The sequence below is a fragment of the Fodinisporobacter ferrooxydans genome (genome assembly GCF_022818495.1).
Taxonomy (GTDB): Bacteria; Bacillota; Bacilli; order Tumebacillales; family MYW30-H2; genus Fodinisporobacter; species Fodinisporobacter ferrooxydans.
Genome location: NZ_CP089291.1, coordinates 641,826 through 660,835 on the forward strand (window position 1 = coordinate 641,826; position 19,010 = coordinate 660,835).

Consider the following 19,010-nt stretch of genomic DNA (forward strand, 5'->3'; position numbering starts at 1 on the left):
CTGCATCTGATATGATTCGAGATATTGTAATTGGCATGTCGGACGGACTAACAGTACCTTTTGCACTTGTCGCTGGCCTGGCTGGCACGGTTTCCACCACGACTTTATTGGTTACAGCCGGAATTGCCGAAATAGCGGCGGGATCTATCGCAATGGGCTTGAGGGGTTTTTGGCTGCAAGAACAGATCGCGAACACTATCAATCGGAATATCCTATATAGTAGGCGGACTGATTCCTTTAGCACCATATATGGTGCTATCAACCGTTTCAACTGCCCTCATTGTTTCCGTGATTCTTACTCTAATTGCTCTCTTCACATTTGGTTTTATTAAAGAGGATGTTCAAAAGAGGATGTTCAAAACTTATGTGGCCTTTCAGCCACCGCATCACATGAAAATGTTATTTTCGTACAAAAAGCCTAAAGTACCTTAGGGCAGGTGCGAGCAACTCATATAAAGCGCGAGTTTGCATATGGTTTTGCCACCTCTTATACGTGCGTAAGTAGGCAAAACGATTTGCCCTGTCTGAGCGACTACATGAGTGCTCGCGCCTGCCCCTGCACAGAGCCTTTTTGAACACGCACTTTTAGAAAAATAAAGCAAATTCCATACATGCTCCGCCGTCTTGGGTATTGTATGCAAGGATTGTACCGCCGTGCATTTCTACCAGTTTTTTTGCGATGTAAAGGCCGAGTCCGGCATGGCCGTTTTTGGAAGAACGGGACTCATCCCCCCTGTAGAATTTATCAAAAAGATTGGACAGGTCTTTATTGCTGAATCCTTTTCCTGTATCGCATATCTGAAAATGGATACGATCAAACGCAACATCCGCATGTATCGTTATCATTCCAAAATTCGGCGTATAGCGTATGCTGTTCAATATGATATTGTCCAGTATGCGCTCAAGCTTTACCGCGTCGACAGAACATATGGTTGCATCCCGATTTTCATATGTTACGTCAACTTTAAAATGTATCTGTTTATGTTTCGCAAGCATTTCATAGCTCTCTGTTTTTTGCAGTAAAAATGAATCCATATCGACCGGGGTAGCATGAAGGTCTGCGCCGGATGCTTCCAACTCTGCGGCGAAAAGCATTTCTTTGACAAGCACTGACCCTTTGTTTGCATTGTCTTGTATGACTTTTAAATATTTTTCGGTCTTTTCCGCATCGCGATGGTTTCCCTCCAGTAGTGCCTCAACATAACCCAATATTATGGAAAAGGGGGTTTTCAAGTCATGCGCCAGCGCATGAACCATCTCACGCCTGTTCTGTTCCGCCTTCCACTGTGAAAGCAGAGACTCTTTCAGTTCTTTTTTCATGTCGGTAAACGCTTCACAAAGTTTGCCAAGCTCATTGTCTGCATCATAATCGATTTGAAAATCAAGATCCTTTTCTTTGACCTTTTTTGCCGCATCTATAAGCATGTTTACCGGTCTTCCTATCGTATCGGCAATCCTCTTGGAAAAGAGCAATGTAAAGACGGCAATATAAACAAAGGGGGATAAAACAATTCCTATCAATACCGGTACGATCCACATTTTATCAAATGTGCTTGCATAATGCGGAGTTAATATATACGACAATGAAACAGCTCCGCGTATTTTGTCATGGGAATTGAATATTGGAATGATTCTTACATACCTTCCGTCTATTCCGATTGTAGTATTGATTGTATGCAACAATTGCGTTTTGCCTTGTAATATTTGTTTATCATCTGTTCCGTATACTCGTTTTCCATTTTCATCCATAACCTCATATAGAATGCCTTTCGCAGGAATCATCCGATCCATGGACTGTTTTTCTTCCCGGTTTACTATCCTTGCACCCTTTTTTCTGACATAGGTTTCAATCGCAGGTATTTGCTTTTCATAGTAATTCGCCGGATACATGTTTTTATATTCAATATTTATATAAATGGCATAACCGGCAAAATAAGTAGCGATTGTGCAGAGGATGCTTGCCAGTATTATAAAAAAAAATGTTATAACAAATTGGGACTTGAGTGATTTTCTTTCCAACATTTCACCACATCCGCCAAACATAATATAGGATTTCCTTTTACATCCATTTATTAAAACGATATCCGATTCCCCATACTGTCGATATATACTCTGTAGCATGATCCAATTTTGCTAGTTTTGCCCGTATATTTTTCACATGCTCTGTCACAGTTGAATAGTCTCCTTCCGCATCATACCCCCAGACCTTTTCATAAATTTGCTCTTTTGAAAATACCTGGCCCGGATGCATGACAAACAATTCCAATATTTCAAACTCCCGTTTCGTTAGAGAAAGGAGATTGCCGTCCACCCAAAATTGTCTTGCTTTTAAATCAATTGACAGATTCGCCAAGTTTATCAACATTCTCTTATTTGAATGATTCAGAAAGACGGCTCTTTTCTCCCTCCTTATATGTGCATCAATTCTCGCAAGCAGTTCTTTCAGACTAAATGGCTTTGTCAAAAAATCATCGCCACCTAAAGCAAGGCCTCTCAGCCTGTCAGTCTCTGATTGTCTGGCACTCAAAAAAATAATCGGGCAAAAAACCTGATCTCGCAGCGACCGGCATACTTCATATCCGTCAACACCTGGCATCATGATGTCGAGAATAATGATATCCGGCTGTTCCTGGGCTTTTTTAAGGCCGCTTTCGCCATCAAATGCTACGGATACAATATGACCTCTGCTTTCCAGAGAATCTTTTAATAGATCGACCAAATCTTTCTCATCGTCAATGATAAGAATCCTGCTCATGAGATCATGAATTCCTTTCATCTGTTGCTATTCATATCATTTCCTGCCTTCCCATGTGTTAAACCAAGCCAAACCTCCCACCAACAGGAGAACGAAGCATATTGCGGCCAGAACAAGACCTTTCATCCCTTGATTGATGACAAAACCTGAAGCGATCATTTGGGAGGGTATTTTTATGCCGGGCAAATATGCTCCCGCCAATCCGGTCAAACGCACCGGCCAAGCCCACGGCACGAATTGCCAAATTGTATTGCCGAGATTTGTTGCCATCAAAGCGGCTATGAGAACACCGACACCGCCAATGCCAATGGATGCACCCATGCCCTTCGCAAAACTTATCCACAAATGAAATGCCAATAGCGGAAGGGTTCCTGCCATAGCCAGTAGTGCCGCTGCGATAAAAATCGGCCAAGAGATGTGTATGGCCGCTATACCAGCAAGTCCCGCAACAAATAGTATTGTCGCAAGCATGGTGCTTGCCAATGTCACCAGCAGAAGCACTGCAAATTTCCCCATGTACAAATCCCGACGCGGCCGTTTGCTTCCGAGTAATCCGCCGAAACTGCCGGCAAGTTCCTCCTGATGTATCATAATCCCGGATACAACGCCTATGCCAAAAGGAATGACCACCGCCGTCCATACTTCAAAAAATGCTTGAAAGATTGAAATTTGCCTATCAATCGTAATGGTCTGCCTTGAAACATACCATGTGAAAAGCGCTGCAAAAATCAACGGTGGCAACCATGCAAGCCATCGTATAGGAGTGCGCTTTGTCTTCATCCATTCCGCCGCGAATAGTCTCATCAACTTGCTTCCCTTCTCTCAAACCACACTGCAGTAAGCAAAGTAAACATGATAAAAGCAACGAATGAAACAGCGATCCCGACCGGAATGACGGAAGGATCCCTAAGGGGATCGGACGGGTTTAAGGCAATCCCATTCGGGTGTACTCCGATTATTGCGCTCATCAGTCGTGTCGGCCAGCTCCACGGCACGTATATCCAGTACGGGTCCGATGCCGCCATGACCCCAGCAATCAGTCCGGCAAGCCCCAGAATCATACTGAAAAATGTGCCCTTCCATGCTGCCGCCCATAGCTGAAGCGGTATAACTGCCAGCGACGTCAGCCAGATTGCGAAACCCCCCGCAAAAATCTTGATCCATGGAATGGCTCCTCCGGCTGTCATCCAGCCCGATGCGATGACAGCCGCAAAAAGGATCCATGTCGCAAGAAACATATGATAGGCCATTCCTGCCACCTTGCCAATCCATATTAGGAAGGCTGGGATATTGTGAACCCTCATATTGCGATAATTTCCTGCCTTCTTCTCCTGAAGCTGCACGAGTGAAGCCAATAATGCGGTGCCAAGGGGAACAAACAGTACCGGCCACCAATTGTACACTTGATCGAGCAGAAGCTGCCATGGTCGCAAATAATCAGCCGGCATGAATAATTTTTGCGGCAATGCAATCAGTATGAAAAGCAGTGGCGCAAACACTATTATACGCCTTGCAAATGTCCTCTTGTATTTAAGCAACTCTGATTTTGCCATGTTTATCATGTTTCAATCTCCTTTTACAACTTTCATGAATAATTTCTCAAGATCTTCCTTATGACTGATTTCCCCCTGATACTTGAGTTCTCCATCGCTTATTATGCCAACATGGTCAACAAGCTGTGACACTTCCGGCAATAAATGGCTAGAGAGAATGACCGTAATTCCTTTTTTGGGGAAGGAACGGATAAGTTCCCTAAGTTCTTGAATGCCAATCGGATCAAGGCCATTTGCCGGCTCATCGAGTATCAATAATTCAGGGTGGCCTAGAAGTGCAATTGCAATGCCGAGCCTCTGCTTCATTCCCATGGAAAACTGCGATACCAGCTTTTTGCCAGCAGCTTTCAAATCTACCGTTTCAAGCACTTCGCAAATCCTCTGGTTTGGAAGGCCCATCAATTTTGTGTGAACAAGCAGATTCTCTGCCGCTGTCAGGTTGCCGTATAGGGCAGGCGATTCAATAAGCGCTCCCATTCGCCCCAGGTGCTTGCGTTGCCACGGTTCGCCAAAAACAACGATTTCACCGCTTGACGGCTGCAAAAGTCCTGTAATCATCTTTAATGTCGTAGATTTTCCTGCACCATTCGGTCCCAGCAATCCATATATGGAGCCTTTTGGTATACCAAGTGATACGCCATTCACCACGAGCTGTTTTCCATAATATTTTTTAAGATTTTTCGTTTCCAATAGTAAGTTCGGCATCTTCTTGCTTCCCCTTTCCTCATACAAATAATCCCTGTTTCCACCCAAAATGTATCAGCTAATTCTAAAGAATGTATAAAGTTCGGGACCGATTTTCGGACTGGGGAAACACCGATATCACTACCGAAATTATTACCAATAGTATTCCTCCCGTTCCAATCATGCACTGCCGTTCCATATATTGAGGGCTGATGTCCCTCATCATTTCTGATAAAGTTTTAAGGGCAAGTACACAAATAAAGCCGAAGCTCATCTTGAGCGCGGGGGATCCATTTTTGGGGTGAAACCATTTTTATGGTCGGGTATCCTCTTATCCGAACCCGTCAGCTAACCTCGCAGGCTACAGGGAGGAATTCTGTCATGTTGAAAAAAACGGTTCTATCTGTATTAGCTGTTGGCAGCATCGCCGCTGCCATGGTAAGTCCTGCATTTGCGGACACAAATTATCAAGATCACAATGGTGAACAGACACAAAACAAGATTGTACATCGTTGGAATCATGCCAATCAACGAAATACAGATCGAATGAACGGAAGCAACCAACAAGACAATGGGAAAGGCAATCCTCAAGCAGATACTACTTTGTATCGCAACTCCTCTGCCAGTTTAAACAAATCGGCAGATCCTATGAAAAATACCAGCTCTGCATCGGACAAGCTTACATCAGTTGCTACACCAACATCTACATCCCTATCTACAAATTCAAAACCTCCGGTAGTACAAGCACAACCGAACTCTAGCAGTTCAACAAGTACCTATTCTACGTCTGCACAACTCCCTCCAGGAGTTGGTTATGATGCAAGTATGCAGCCACTGGCATCTCTAGGCGCCGATTACCAAACAAAGTTTAATGCAGTCATGCAAGTGGCTCAAAGCAAACTGGGCACGCCATACAGATGGGGGCATAATGAAGATCGCGGCCAGTATGGCTTTGATTGCTCAAACTTCACCGCTTACGTATATCATCACGCATTGGGTTATAAAATGAGTGGCGCTTCCCAAACCCAATACCATTCGATCGGTACACCTGTTCCGACAAAAGATATGCGCCCCGGCGATCTCATTATCTTTAACAAAGGTGGTCACGTTGGCATTTATGCAGGCAACGGCCAAATGATTGAAGAAGGGGGCGGATTGGGGAAAGTCGGATATCTCAAAGTATCCCCGGGCTCCTATTGGTATAACCATATAACGGTAGTCAAACGAATGTTTTAAACAATCGAATGCAACAGCTATTCCCAATGGGGGTGGCTGTTTTATTTTCACCGATATCGTTATCCGGCAAATATTGAATGTTGAACAATTATTGAATGCTGTTGCTATTAATCCAAGCAATCGTTAGACTTGAATTAAATAGACTCAAGGATCGTTCCATCTTTCCTGTCACTGGTTTTATTTCGTTAAGGAAGTCGAATTGAAAGTCGAATTTGATAGAGCGAGATCGCATGCAAAGTGAAGACATATTTCCTTTTTGATACGGACAAAAGCAGTAAAATTTTAAAATTGCAGCCAATGTTCGAAAGGATGAACAAGATGAGCGAAAAACTAGAGTTAGTTTTAACTCAAATTCAAAATGAACAAAAACGCCAAGGGGATATTCTTTTTCAACTCATTGGCATTGTGAACGACACAAACGAAACGTTAAATGCCGTTAGGCATAAAGTTGATATGCTGGAATACAAAATAGGTGACATCGAAAACAAAATAAGTGACATTGAAAACAAAATAGGTGACATCGACAATCAAATAAGGATCATTCAAAACCAGATAAACACCTTGGAAACAAGAGTTGGCTCAATTGAAGAAAAAATTGATACTATTGAGGGCAAAATTGATACTATTGAAGACAAAATCGATACCATTCAAACCGATATGCAAGTTCTAAAAGGCGGTCAAACAGGAATCCGTTCTGAAATCTCGGTTCGGTTTGCTGAAATCAAGTCCGACATCAAGGACATTCGAGGGGATGTTGAGTTTACATATGGAGAAACAACGAAAAACAAATTAGACATTGAACGAATTAAACGCCACATTCCGATCAACACAAGTACATTCATAGAGAAATAAACCTCTCTTAAAGCCGGAAGCCCAAGGGAGGTCTCTTTCTGTTGTTTTCATCCTACAAAGTTCCTACATCGATCTGGTGTGTTGCATACGACTGCTATAAGGCTCTTGCACCACCTACTCCTGCACCAAATCCCACAATGTCAAATCGTGAAACATTTCCACAACATGTACCGGTAATGATGCCATCATTCTGACTCCGACAGCTTTGCGCATCAGATAAACACTTGGCGTCTTGGATAATTGAAAGTCGGATGCAAGCTGTTCGGCAAGAGCGATCAATGCTTGTTGTTGTACTTTATCGGCGACTGCAACTGTCCAGCCGGTGTGATCTGCGATACGCTGCAGCCAATCGGGCTGGCTTTGTCCCCACTCCGGCGTGATAAACGTGATCTCGATCCGTTCATTGCGCAAAGATTTCTTGTAGATCTGAATTCCCTGTCCCGCAGCATCTTCATCGATCCATTGCAATGCACGATTGATTTCCATTCGTTCGCTTGTAGTCTGCGGCAGAAATTGAAACGGCTGAAAATCTCCGTTTGCAGTTGTATTTGCATTTGCATCCGCTTGTCTATGTGCCGCATGCACTGCCGCCACATCTGCCAAAGGTTGAGCGTATGTCTGCTGTTCCCCGGCAAAACGCAACTGCCAGCCTGTCTGTTCGTGAAACAGTTTATTGGACGCTTCCATATCTTGCACAGATAAACGAGTGGTTAATTGAACGCCTACTTCTTTTCGTTCCAGATAGATCGCCGGTGATCCTTTCACAGCCCCGCCCGCTTGTTCGACAGATGCGAGTGCAACTTTTGCCAATTGCGCCTGGTTTACGGATGGCATCCATTCAATCTTCCAGCCGGTCTCTTGCTCGATTCGTGCCGCAAATGCGGTTGCTTCCGGACGATGTACGACTGCATCCGGAAAAAGCAAGGCAATTTTGATCGTGCCAGCCAGTTGATCGAGTCCCGCCTTGTGCAATCCGAATGATTCGGGTATCAATTGCTTGACTCTGCGCAACGCTTCATTCTGTTCCATTCTGGTGACTGGGTGGCTCCCTGTTCCCGTTCCTTCTTCCCCTTGCCCGCGTTCACCATTTGTTTCCTCAAGCAATTGGATAAGAACCGTCCCGCCAATCTTCTCTGTCAGACTTTGCTCCATGTGCTGCCGTTGTACATCTGTTACTCGACCTTGCAGCGGAACAACGATACGATGATCTTGCGGATAAATTTTAGGTGTCAAAGCAACTACATCCAATAACTTTGCCTGCTCTTCCACCAAGCGATTCACCGCTGGCGGATACACATGCGGACTGATCTCATAGCGCCAGCCTGTTTGCTCCTTTTTTTCGATCGTTTGCCAAATGTCCGATGGAATGGCCCATGGAAAAGACACATATGCTTTGAACACGCGCTGTTCTGCTACCGGCTCCGTTTTCCGCCATCCATACGGCGCCAACAGCTCCGCTACTTCATCGCCGCCATATGGATCGACAGGCACAAGCAAATCTTGCGCCTCGGCAATGTGATACGCAAGACGTTCTGCCGGGCGATATCCGTACATCCTGCCTTCCGCTATACTGGCTTCTGCCGCTTGCCATAACCCATCCATAAAGTCACTTGCATCTTCACCGCTTGGCACTCTGCCAAACGCATCGACGACCAACCCGACAGGAATCCGCTGTGATTCCCCTTTGGCAGAAAAAACCGTACACGTGCCGCCATGAACCTCTTTGCATATGCCTAAAGACAATTCTTGCTGCGTCTTGTTTTTGTACAACAAGATTTGATTCTGCCAAATGTCGGCACGCACCGGACGCTCTTCTGCCGGAACTTGCAAATGCTTGCGGATTCGACCTGCCACCTCATATGTCAATCCAACTTCCACGATCTCAATGTTCGCTTGCGGCAGATAGGAACGCAATTCACGGGCCAATCCTTGCTTGGATTCCTGATCTCCGTGTACCAGCAATATGCTTTGTGGCCGAATGTCTGTAACCAATTGTGTCAATTCACGACGGTCAGCATGTGCGGATAAGGAATACAAACCGACTTGCGCCCGCACAGGCACCACACGATCCGGCAAGATCCATTTGCGCTGTTCCGGTTCCTGTTTGGCAAGATCGAGCAACAGCCGCCCCGGTGATTCTTCATCTTGGTAACCGCACAGAAAAATCGCATTTTTTTCTTTCGCAGCAAGCATATCCGCATAAAAAACAGACGGACCTCCTGTCAGCATCCCGGAAGAACTGATGATACAAGCAGGATCGCCTTGTACCACTTGCTGCCGTTCTTCCGGTTTTTTCACAAACTGAATGTCATCAGGTGCGAACAATCTGCCTTTGCTGCGTAATAACCGCTTGGCAGGACCTTGCAGCAAATGCGGATAGGATTCATAAATCGGACAGATCGACCGCACCAATCCATCCACGACCAGCCGAAATGGTTTGATCTCTTTGTTGTAACGCATCGCATCTTGCAGGATCATCAGCACCTCTTGTGCTCGACCGACGGCAAACGCCGGAATCAGGACAAATCCCCCATTTTCGATCACCGCAGAGACTTGTTCGGCCAACGCTTTCTCTTGATTGGCCCGATTCTCATGCAAACGCGCTCCATACGTGGATTCTGTGATCACCGTGTCAAATGACATCCCTTTTGGAATCCGCAGTCCACCGATCAAACGGCCTGGTGCAACCGCATAGTCACCCGTTACCAATACGCTTCCTTCCGCTTGTGTCTCAAACCCGAGCGCAACTGCACCCAAGATATGCCCAGCCGAAAAGGTGGAAACACGAATCCCGTTCCATCCGAACATTTGATCTTGTCCCATCACATGTATGCGTGTCCACAATTCATCCAACTGGATGTCCTGAAATACTCTTGGTTGTCCATCCTGGCTGCTCAACCGCAATGCATCCGCCAGCATGACCCGGCTGATATCGAGTGTGGCTTGCGTCATATACACAGGAGCATTTGGAAACATGCTTCATAGGAGCGGCAGGCTCCCGATATGATCTTGATGCGCATGTGTAACAAAAATCGCGTCAATGTTAGCGCCATTCTGTTCGAGCAGCGCAAGATTCGGCAGCGGATCCCGTGGGTCCATCCGCACTCCTGCGTCTACCAGCCACTCCGTATGTTCTGTTTGAAACCACAGACAAGTTGCCCCAATCTCCGCGCCGCCCAGTACCGTAATTTTCACTAAAATCCCTCTCTCATATCCTTCTCCGTGACAATATTTCAATAGTTAATCCAATCTATGTTTCAATGAAATCTTCAAATGAACTGAATGATCCATGATAAAGCCTACAAAAAACTGCAAGAGATTTCTCGATTTTACCGGTTGGATGTTTTCATAATTTCATTAACCAAACAATCAAATGAGGAAATAATCAAATCCGCTCCGTCGAGTTCCTCTTCCTGGCCAAACCCGCTGTAGTTGCACCCAACTACATACAATCCGTTTGCCTTTCCTGCTTCCACATCAGAAGAACGATCCCCTACCATCCAAGCGGAACGGATCGAGTATGTTTCCATTAAAAGGCGCACAAGATCAACTTTGGATTTCGTTTGAAATTCTCCTGCACTGTATAACGCTTTGAAAAATGGCGCCAACCCTGAATATCTGATGACTTCTTTTACATAGTTTTCCAATCCGTTGCTTGCAACAAACAATTGATACCCTTGTTCGTATAAGATGTTTATTCCCGTCTCCACACCTGCATACAGTTTTCCCGTTCCCTGTTTCAGTTCTTCCAGTTGATAATGAAGCAATAATTCATTCGCACGACTGTACACAAGCGCAGACGCATCGGGCATTACCCGTTTCCAAATCTGCTCCAGAAGCATGCCCAAACCACCTAAAATTTTTTCTTCTGGCGGTGTGTCTCCCGTATACAATCCTTCTTTCCGTAATTGTTCGAATGTCCGATGATATGCAGGTACGAGAATCGTCTCCGCACGAAACAAAGTTCCATCCAAATCAAAAATAACGGCTTCCGGTTGATAGTTTTCTGTCATTACGCATCTCCGCTTTCCAAAAATGAATATACGATCGATCATCTTTACACATTCTATCCTATCCGCAATATAAAGTGAAGAAACCGCCGTCTACCAAACGGTATGTACGGCGGTTGTAAGGTTATTGCGGCCCTTTCCTTGCCATTATTGATGCACACGTACGGAATTTTCCTTGAGGCCGTAATCCCTCAGCTGCCATATCAAAGAAATTTTAACATCCCTCCAATAACCAGGAGCCCGATGACGAAAATCCCTATCTGATACAAAAATACAGGAAATGATTTTGTTGAAGAATTGCGGTTCGCTTTCGTTCTTGGACTCGTTTCCTGCCGGATCATGACCAATAGCAAAGCCATGATCAAAGCAAAAATACCATCGACAAACCACATCATTGCATTTTGGGAATGTATCATGCTTCCAAGCATTCCTCCCATTAACCCACCCATGACTCCTGCTGTGATACCATCAATCGCTGCCATCAAACTCACCGGTTGGCCCGTCGTAAATCCAACCAATACACCAAGCACAACAGCAAAAACACTTGAACGCGTGATATCATGATTGGCCGCTCCAAGGATGATGCCGAAGGAAAGACTCGACAGCATTCCAAATGTCATAGCAGTCATCATTCCCACCATACAAGTCATTTTCTCCAAGCGTTTCAAAGCATAGCTGATGCAATACGATAAAATTCCTCCGATCCAAACAAGATGAATCAACATGCAATCTCCTCCTGTACATTTCCTCGGATAAGCTTCCATGTTTTATTGTATGGACGTGCCTAGCGAGACAAGTACAAATTCTATGAATTTTCATGTTGATTTCACAATTTAGGGGCATAAGGATATCCATTACAAAACATGTACAAAACGACCAAAAAGAACCTCTTTCCATGGACGTTCGTACTATGGCAATAAGGGATGAAAAATCAGGCGAACAAAGTGGTGAGAATGACATGCAAAAAACCTTCAAGACCCTCGTTTTTCCTGTAGGGCAAGTCAACCGGCTGTATGAGTATGCAAATAGCCGCTATAGCGATCTCCAACGGGACGGCTTGTCCGGCACCTATAACAATACAAAACGAAACTATATCGGCCTTTTCGGACATGTCAAATTCATGGAAGCACTCATGTATTTATATCAGGCGACGAAAAATAAGAAATATCTGGAGGAATGCCGAAAAAAAATCGAGTTTTGCATGGCGATGCGGCGGGGCAACGGAGTTGACGACTGGTGGTCACACGCTGGACTGGAACGCTCCGACTGGATCGAGTCCAATCATCTCGGCATTCTTGCCCTTGTCGTTTATGAGTATTTTCAAGCGACAGGCGATTCCCGGTACAATGGATTTGCGGAAGATTTGATGAATAAAATTCCGAAAGTAGCCGGCAGCGGCGGAGCGTATGTCGATGGCTATGACCCCACTCAGTGTTCGTTGGATGACCGCTGCTATTTGGCAGATAACGCAGAGATTTTAATCGGTTGGTGGGCCTGTTGGAAAATGACCGGCAACACACAATACAAACGAAATTATGAGGAGATTTTTTCATTTTTTGACCACCATTTTAAAACGACTCCCAAACAACCGGATTTGCCGGCTTGGCTGGTGGGTCCGAAACATGTACCATATGCGGAAGGCACCGACTCGGAAGTATTTTGCGACCAAAGCCACACTACGTATTCTCAATTTTTCATCGCCCGGGACATCGTATTGACCGGCCAAACGGACCAATACCAACGACTTGTAAAGGCAACCGACTGGGCAATCCGTCATGCCCTGTTTCCCGACCATCTGATCGGCTATAATGGCCGCGATGACAAAATGGTCGGCTGGTCTGCATATTTTGCCGCCCAATGTTATTGGGCCTATCACATCACGGGAAATGACCATTATTTTCGGCAGGCACAAAAAACGCTGGATGCAGTCTTCGCGTTGCAGCATAAAAAGACAGGTAAAATTGTGCCGATGATGCCAGTAACTAAGAAAATCGAATGGCGGGTGATGGAAAGAAACCGGGCCGGACTCGGGGAAATATGGCAATTGACCGCCATTTTGGAGAGTGCTGCACTGATCGCTTTAACCGGTACCGGCATATTGAAATTCCACCATGCAGACTGAGAGAATCCCCTGCTTTTTTCTATCAAAAGCAGGGGATTTTTTAAGCGATGCCAGGCCGGCCGATACTTCTTGCATAAGGAATTTTGATAAGAGAATTATTGAACCGTCATGTTTCCGACCATATATCCATTTGTGACCATTGGCCCTTGCATTCCCGTTTTTCCTGTGCCGCATGGAGCCAGACACTGCCAAGCATAGGTGCCTGGTTTGTCAGGCGCTTTAAACGTAACTTCCGTTGTGGACGTTACTGGTATGGGAATATTGATTCCCAATTGCGTAAACGTAATGGTATGAGACACATCTTTCGGATTCAAGGATGTGATCTCTTTTCCGTTTACTTTTTCGTTATTGTTGTTTGTTCCGGCCACTTTCGCGTATTTCGCCGCATCTTGCGGCAGTGCTGCCGTTCCGTCGTCAAAGTTGCGAATGGTCAAATCGATCGTCGCGCCTGCCGGAACTTTGAAATCTGCCGGCGAGATCATCGGCCAGCCCTTTTTATTGATCATTTTCCCTGTCATGATATCCATATACAAATGTACAACCGGCGGTTTGGCTGCAACCGTCTGTGTCTGTTTGGCAGTCCCGGATGCAGGAGCAGCAGCAGTGGTGGTTGTCCCATTCGATCCACAGCCAGCCAGTGTGAGTGCGAGTACTGCAGCGCCAACTGCTGTAAGTTTCATATATTTCTTGCCGTTTCTCATATAAACCCCTCCTAATGTCACATCAGTAAATGCTTACAAATGTATTGTAGCAAGCGGTTTTTGTTGATTATAGGGACATACGAACCTACTCTTGCTGTCAATATGACTAAATCAACTAGACTAAACAGACCGTTGGAAAAAATACAATCATCCGAATTTGCTAGCTCAAAGATACTAGTTGCATCGACTCAAGATCCCAAAGCCGATCAGGTCTTCTTATCATATGAGTTATCATACAAGAGTCCATGTGAATTTATTGTGACGTACTTCACTGGCAGCAACAAAGGGTGTAGATTAGAAGAAAACTTGGTTCTCTGGAGTGCTTGATCATGAGCCAGATGTCGCAATTTTTTGCATCCAATAAAATCATCATTTCGTTTCTCTATCCTCTTGTTTTCTTCTTGATGGGTTTTGGCATCTTATTGAAAAATCGGGTGCATAGCCAGTTTCATTTGGCCAAAAGCCTGCAATATATGGCCTTTTTTGGAATTTTGCACAGCTTTGCAGACTGGGGAGATATATTTATACCGTTACAGACCGCCTATTTGAGCCCGTTCGGCATCCATGTTTTGCAATCATTGCAGTTGATACTCAAATCCTTATCGTTTTCCTTTCTGTTGTATTTTGGCATCGACTTGCTATGCAGAAGTCAAAAACGAACGCGCCGGATATCATTAGTCGCTCCCGGATTTTTTCTATTATGGCTGGTTAATTTTGCAATTCTCCGCTATTGGCTTTTTGCCGGTCAGAGCTTTGAGCATTGGCTCGCTTTAAGCAATTTCTGGGCCAAATTATTGATCACGTTGCCAAGCGGCATTGTTTCCGGGTATGGGATGTATGCGCAGAGGGAGCAATTTCGCAAATTCGGGGAAAGATCGATGCCGCTGACATTGCTTTTGATCGCCCTCTTGATCAATCTCTACACGTTTTCCGATGGGCTTGTCTTTTCCAACACCCCATTTTATTCGGGAGTCTGGCTGACTGATCGGCAGTTTCATAAAATCACGGATATTCCGATTGATTTTCTCAGAGGAATCAATGGCATGTTGATTTCTTTCTTCATTCTAAAAACGCTAAAAATAGTAGATTGGGAATACCAACAATTTTTTACGCAAGCGGAGAAACAAAAAGTGGTCACGGAAGAGCGCAATCGAATCGCAAGAGACCTTCATGACGGCATGATTCAATCGATTTATGCCATCGGACTGCATTTGGAAGGAATCAGTCAAATGATCGCACAGCATGAAACGTTTGGGATCCAACGCTCCATAACAGGGGTACAGGAAGCCATTCAAAAATTGAATGATTTGATTCGGGAAATTCGCGGATACATCAAAGAATTAAAAATGCCCATCAGCCAAAAAAGGAATTTTCAAGAAGAATTGATTGCCTTGATTCAGGAATTCAATACAAGCCAATCTATCCCTATTTTATTGGAACAACACGATTCAGATGACGACCCGCCTTTAACCGTTGTCGTCCAGATTCTGTATATTGTGAAAGAAGCGTTGAGCAATGTCGTTCGGCACAGCCATGCGACCAAATGTATCGTTTCTCTCTATGAAAAAGATGGGGAAATACGAATTGAAATTGCCGATAACGGACTGGGCTTGATCGATGCGCTCCATTCTGTCGACAGCAACCTGGAAAGCTTCAAACAAGGAATTCGAAATATGAAATTTCGCGCAAACAAAATCGGCGGCATGTTATCCATTCATTCTGAACCCAATCACGGAACGACCATACGCTTGCTGATCCGAAAAACATGGAAAGAGGGTCCCTTCGAAGATGCAAAAAAAGATCACAGTTATGCTCGTTGACGATCATGAAATGGTCAGAATGGGGCTAAGAAGTTTATTGACCATGTATTCCCAGATCGAGATCATAGCGGAGGCTGGCAACGCGGCCCAATGCATGACATTGGCAGTACAGATGAAGCCGGATGTTATCCTCCTGGATATCCGCTTGCCTGACAAATCCGGCGTAGAAGTGTGCCGCATGCTCAAGCAGCAAATTCCTGCCAGTCGCATCATCATGCTCACATCCTATGATGACGAGAAATTTATCCGGGAAGCGTTTCTACATGGTGCGAACGGATATATATTAAAAGAGATCCGCGGACAAAATCTGATCAAGTCGATTGAATCCGTATATGAAGGAAAAACGATGCTGGATCCCAAAATTGCGGATAAAGCATTTCACAAAATTAAAGAATCCAAGCGGGAAGAAACTTTGTACAATTGTTTAACAGCGATTGAAAAACAAATTCTCTTCCATATCAGTGAAGGATTGAAGAACCGGGAAATTGCCGAAAAATTAGGTCTGAAAGAAAAAACCGTCCGCAACTACGTCAGCCAAATCCTTGAGAAGTTAGATTTGCATAAGCGGGCGGAAGCGGCAACGTTTGCCGTGCGTTACCAACGGGATCATCTTTCGTTTCCAGGATGAGTATGGTTCCGCTTTTTTCAAACTCCGTCCGTTCGCCCTGTCTCCGATTCAAAGGTATCTGCTAAAAAATTGCTGCCTTAGGTTGCCGACAAAGGACTTTGCAGGATTGTATTGGAAATCGGAAGTTGGGCTGCACCGCTGACAATCGTATCCCCATGTGCAATAGCGATCGGAACATACTTATTGGATGCCATGGAACGGTTCCTTAAAGCAGATTGCACCTCGGGCAGAAAGTACTCGGCTCCCAATGCCATAGTACCTCCAATGACGACAAGCTCAGGGTTCAGTGCGTTGACGATATTGGATATTCCGATACCGAGATACTGCCCAAGAACTTGGAAGGCCCGTTTGTACGATGGTTTTTCAATTGCTCTGGCTACTGCAACGGATACAAGATTTGGAGATAATTTAAGAGCTTCCGATACTTCTTCTTCTTCCTCCTGCAAGTACCGAAGTAAAGCCTGTTCAGAAGCGTACTGTTCCCAACATCCGTAATTTCCACACGCACAAAGAAGCCCCATCGCAGAGATAGTCATGTGCCCAAATTCGCCAGCGATACCATGTGCCCCCCGATACAATTGTCCGTTCACAACAATGCCTGTGCCGACGCCAATTCCTACATTAACAAAGACTAAATTGTTGATTTGTCGCAAACGATATTCCGACCAAGCGCCACAGTTGCCATCGTTGTCAATAAATATTGGGAACGGGAAGTGTTTTGTTAGGGCACCACAAATATCCCAATCCCGAATTTCAATATTAGGCAGATAAAAGACTGATCCGGTGCTGAAATTTACAATGCCCGGGAGTGCAATCCCTGCGCCGATAATGCTGTGTCTGCTTGGCGGGGCCTTGACGGCAGCATGATTCATTTCATCAATAAGAATTTCCTCAAGCTCTGTTTGCGTCAGACCGCCATCTGCACAGTCGATGGGTCGAATACTTTTATAAATGATGCTGCCGCTCATGTCCGTAAGTACAGTAGTCATATGCGTAATTTGAATGTCGACGCCGATACAGTATCCTGCGCTTGCATTAAGTTGCAAAAGTACAGGTTTGCGCCCGCCATTTGATGTTCCAAATCCAATTTCATTGACGAAATCGTCAGCAATCAAATCATCCACTAACGACGACACAGTTGCTTTATTGAGGCCGGTAATTTGTGAAATATCAATTCGGGACAAAGGTCCTTGATTATAAATAATTTCTGTTACGTATTTTTTATTGATTTGCCGCATGGTGGCGGCATCCACTGTTTTTGTCAATTTTTCCACCTCAAAATCTATAGTAGAGTCTTGCTAAGATGTTACTTTTAGTTTAACATATAAACCAAGAAAGGGAATAACGCTTTCAAAAAATCTACGAAAACACTTTCTGCCATCGATTTTCCGAGGATTTCCCGATAGTTTGTTTTACAAAAAAACAATCTATTCTTAACTTCTTTGGATTTACTAGAAAAATAAAATTCCGAATCTAGGTAGAAAGCGTTTGCGAAAAAGGGGAGTTTTTCATGAAATTAAAAAAAGTGCTATCCGTAGGTTCTGCTGTCGCCATTGCCATGACATTGGCAACCGCATGTGGATCTGCAAACAATTCTTCAACAGGGTCATCTGGTGGAACAACTGCCAGCAATCCAAGCAAATCCGGTTCTAGCAGCGACAGCGGGAAAATTGCGCTTTTGCTTCCAGACACGACATCTTCTGCTCGTTACGAAACACAAGATAAGCCAGACTTTACAAAAGAAGTTCAAAAGCTCAATCCAAAAGACACTGTCATGTATGAAAATGCACAAGGCAGTTCTACAACACAGCAGCAACAAGCCGAAGCAGCCATCACCAATGGTGCGAAAGTTCTTGTTATTGACCCGGTTGACTCACAGGCTGCTGCCGCGATTGTTCATGAAGCAAATCAAGCCGGTGTAAAGGTGATTTCCTATGACCGATTGATAACTAAGGCATCTGTAGACTATTATGTTTCATTTAACAACGAAGAGGTTGGCAAATTGCAAGGCCAATTCATCGCAGACCACACGCCAAAGGGCGGAACTGTTGTCATGATCAATGGCGCACAGACGGACAACAATGCACTCTTGTTCGCAAAAGGTGCACATGAAGTTTTGGATCCACTGTTTAAGAATGGAACTCTAAAACTTGGCTATGAAACCTATACGCCAAACTGGGATCCAAAAAATGGCCTTCGCGAGATGGAGCAAGCATTGACCAAGTTGAACAACAAGGTTGATTCGGTTCTCTCTGCCAACGATGGTCTTGCCGGCTCCATTATTCAGGCTCTGAACGCTCAACACCTTGCCGGCAAAGTCCCCGTCACCGGACAGGATGCAACAGATGCCGGCTTGCATAACATTTTGCAAGGCACGCAATCCATGACAGTTTACAAGGCTGTACCCGAGGAAGCGAAAGTTGCAGCACAGCTTGCAGTCGATCTTGTCAGCGGCAAAACACCAGGCTCCGACATCGTCAATGGACAAACGGATAACGGTTCAGGGAAGAATATTCCTTCCGTGTTGCTGAAGCCGGTTGTCGTCAACAAGAATAACATTCAGGATACCGTTATCAAAGACGGATTTACAACGATGGAAAAAATCAAAAATCCTTCTTAATTTGTATCACCTGAGAGCGATTGCAGAGC

Annotated in this window: 19 protein-coding genes and 1 riboswitch; of the genes, 8 read left to right on the top strand and 11 right to left on the bottom strand. The window is 44.8% G+C overall.

Features of this window, described 5'->3' with window-relative positions:
* Positions 1–35: 35 nt before the first annotated feature.
* Together LSG31_RS03145 and LSG31_RS03150 are read left to right on the top strand one after the other, a co-directional pair.
* Complete coding sequence (locus LSG31_RS03145) at positions 36–332, top strand: VIT1/CCC1 transporter family protein (RefSeq protein ID WP_347437955.1); 297 nt, start codon at positions 36–38, stop codon at positions 330–332.
* Entirely contained in the window at positions 250–432 is a 183-nt protein-coding gene (locus tag LSG31_RS03150; RefSeq protein WP_347437956.1) for a hypothetical protein, read from the top strand. Before LSG31_RS03145 ends, LSG31_RS03150 begins: the two co-directional genes overlap by 83 nt.
* 153 nt (positions 433–585) lie before the next feature.
* Here the strand turns inward: LSG31_RS03150 and LSG31_RS03155 are convergent, their stop codons facing one another.
* The 5 genes from LSG31_RS03155 to LSG31_RS03175 are packed head-to-tail and all read right to left on the bottom strand — an operon-like array spanning position 586 to position 5,013.
* Entirely contained in the window at positions 586–2,022 is a 1,437-nt protein-coding gene (locus LSG31_RS03155) for a HAMP domain-containing sensor histidine kinase (RefSeq protein ID WP_347437957.1), read from the bottom strand.
* Positions 2,023–2,059: 37 nt separating this feature from the next.
* On the bottom strand, positions 2,060–2,755 hold the full coding sequence (locus tag LSG31_RS03160) for a response regulator transcription factor (RefSeq protein ID WP_347437958.1): 696 nt from the start codon (positions 2,753–2,755) through the stop codon (positions 2,060–2,062).
* Positions 2,756–2,791: 36 nt separating this feature from the next.
* A complete protein-coding gene (locus LSG31_RS03165) occupies positions 2,792–3,559 on the bottom strand; it encodes a lantibiotic immunity ABC transporter MutG family permease subunit (protein ID WP_347437959.1) in 768 nt (255 codons plus the stop codon).
* Positions 3,559–4,317: a lantibiotic immunity ABC transporter MutE/EpiE family permease subunit gene (locus LSG31_RS03170; protein ID WP_347437960.1), complete on the bottom strand. Its 759-nt coding sequence runs from the start codon at positions 4,315–4,317 to the stop codon at positions 3,559–3,561. The genes LSG31_RS03165 and LSG31_RS03170 overlap by 1 nt, the downstream gene beginning before the upstream one ends.
* A gap of 3 nt (positions 4,318–4,320) precedes the next feature.
* Positions 4,321–5,013: a lantibiotic protection ABC transporter ATP-binding protein gene (locus tag LSG31_RS03175; RefSeq protein WP_347437961.1), complete on the bottom strand. Its 693-nt coding sequence runs from the start codon at positions 5,011–5,013 to the stop codon at positions 4,321–4,323.
* A 230-nt stretch (positions 5,014–5,243) separates the two neighbouring features.
* Positions 5,244–5,368, top strand: a riboswitch (cyclic di-AMP (ydaO/yuaA leader).
* Positions 5,369–5,373: 5 nt separating this feature from the next.
* On the opposite strand from LSG31_RS03175, the gene LSG31_RS03180 reads away from it, so the two are divergent.
* Together LSG31_RS03180 and LSG31_RS03185 are read left to right on the top strand one after the other, a co-directional pair.
* Positions 5,374–6,228 carry a C40 family peptidase gene (locus LSG31_RS03180; RefSeq protein WP_347437962.1) on the top strand — a complete coding sequence of 285 codons (855 nt, stop codon included), beginning with the start codon at positions 5,374–5,376 and terminating at the stop codon, positions 6,226–6,228.
* A gap of 318 nt (positions 6,229–6,546) precedes the next feature.
* Entirely contained in the window at positions 6,547–7,080 is a 534-nt protein-coding gene (locus LSG31_RS03185) for a coiled-coil domain-containing protein (protein ID WP_347437963.1), read from the top strand.
* 114 nt (positions 7,081–7,194) lie between these two features.
* Here the strand turns inward: LSG31_RS03185 and LSG31_RS03190 are convergent, their stop codons facing one another.
* From LSG31_RS03190 to LSG31_RS03205, 4 genes are all read right to left on the bottom strand, one after another.
* Positions 7,195–10,056 carry an MBL fold metallo-hydrolase gene (locus tag LSG31_RS03190; protein ID WP_347437964.1) on the bottom strand — a complete coding sequence of 954 codons (2,862 nt, stop codon included), beginning with the start codon at positions 10,054–10,056 and terminating at the stop codon, positions 7,195–7,197.
* Between the two features lie 3 nt (positions 10,057–10,059).
* Complete coding sequence (locus LSG31_RS03195; protein ID WP_347437965.1) at positions 10,060–10,275, bottom strand: MBL fold metallo-hydrolase; 216 nt, start codon at positions 10,273–10,275, stop codon at positions 10,060–10,062.
* A gap of 134 nt (positions 10,276–10,409) precedes the next feature.
* Positions 10,410–11,093 (bottom strand): HAD family hydrolase, encoded by a 684-nt coding sequence (locus LSG31_RS03200; RefSeq protein ID WP_347437966.1) that lies wholly within the window; start codon positions 11,091–11,093, stop codon positions 10,410–10,412.
* Between the two features lie 200 nt (positions 11,094–11,293).
* Complete coding sequence (locus LSG31_RS03205; RefSeq protein ID WP_347437967.1) at positions 11,294–11,815, bottom strand: hypothetical protein; 522 nt, start codon at positions 11,813–11,815, stop codon at positions 11,294–11,296.
* A 185-nt stretch (positions 11,816–12,000) separates the two neighbouring features.
* Between LSG31_RS03205 and LSG31_RS03210 the strand changes: the two genes are divergently transcribed.
* The gene (locus LSG31_RS03210) at positions 12,001–13,212 is read left to right on the top strand and encodes a hypothetical protein (protein WP_347437968.1); all 1,212 of its coding nucleotides are present in this window, start codon (positions 12,001–12,003) and stop codon (positions 13,210–13,212) included.
* A 95-nt stretch (positions 13,213–13,307) separates the two neighbouring features.
* Here the strand turns inward: LSG31_RS03210 and LSG31_RS03215 are convergent, their stop codons facing one another.
* On the bottom strand, positions 13,308–13,913 hold the full coding sequence (locus tag LSG31_RS03215) for a cupredoxin domain-containing protein (protein WP_347437969.1): 606 nt from the start codon (positions 13,911–13,913) through the stop codon (positions 13,308–13,310).
* 329 nt (positions 13,914–14,242) lie between these two features.
* Here LSG31_RS03215 and LSG31_RS03220 point away from each other — a divergent pair, with 329 nt between their 5' ends.
* Both LSG31_RS03220 and LSG31_RS03225 read left to right on the top strand, forming a co-directional pair.
* Positions 14,243–15,733, top strand: coding sequence for a sensor histidine kinase (locus LSG31_RS03220; RefSeq protein WP_347437970.1), 1,491 nt, complete (start codon positions 14,243–14,245; stop codon positions 15,731–15,733).
* Complete coding sequence (locus LSG31_RS03225; protein WP_347437971.1) at positions 15,702–16,361, top strand: response regulator; 660 nt, start codon at positions 15,702–15,704, stop codon at positions 16,359–16,361. Before LSG31_RS03220 ends, LSG31_RS03225 begins: the two co-directional genes overlap by 32 nt.
* 77 nt (positions 16,362–16,438) lie before the next feature.
* Here the strand turns inward: LSG31_RS03225 and LSG31_RS03230 are convergent, their stop codons facing one another.
* Positions 16,439–17,626, bottom strand: coding sequence for an ROK family transcriptional regulator (locus tag LSG31_RS03230; protein ID WP_347437972.1), 1,188 nt, complete (start codon positions 17,624–17,626; stop codon positions 16,439–16,441).
* 245 nt (positions 17,627–17,871) lie between these two features.
* On the opposite strand from LSG31_RS03230, the gene LSG31_RS03235 reads away from it, so the two are divergent.
* The gene (locus LSG31_RS03235) at positions 17,872–18,981 is read left to right on the top strand and encodes a sugar ABC transporter substrate-binding protein (RefSeq protein ID WP_347437973.1); all 1,110 of its coding nucleotides are present in this window, start codon (positions 17,872–17,874) and stop codon (positions 18,979–18,981) included.
* The last annotated feature ends 29 nt before the right edge of the window (positions 18,982–19,010 follow it).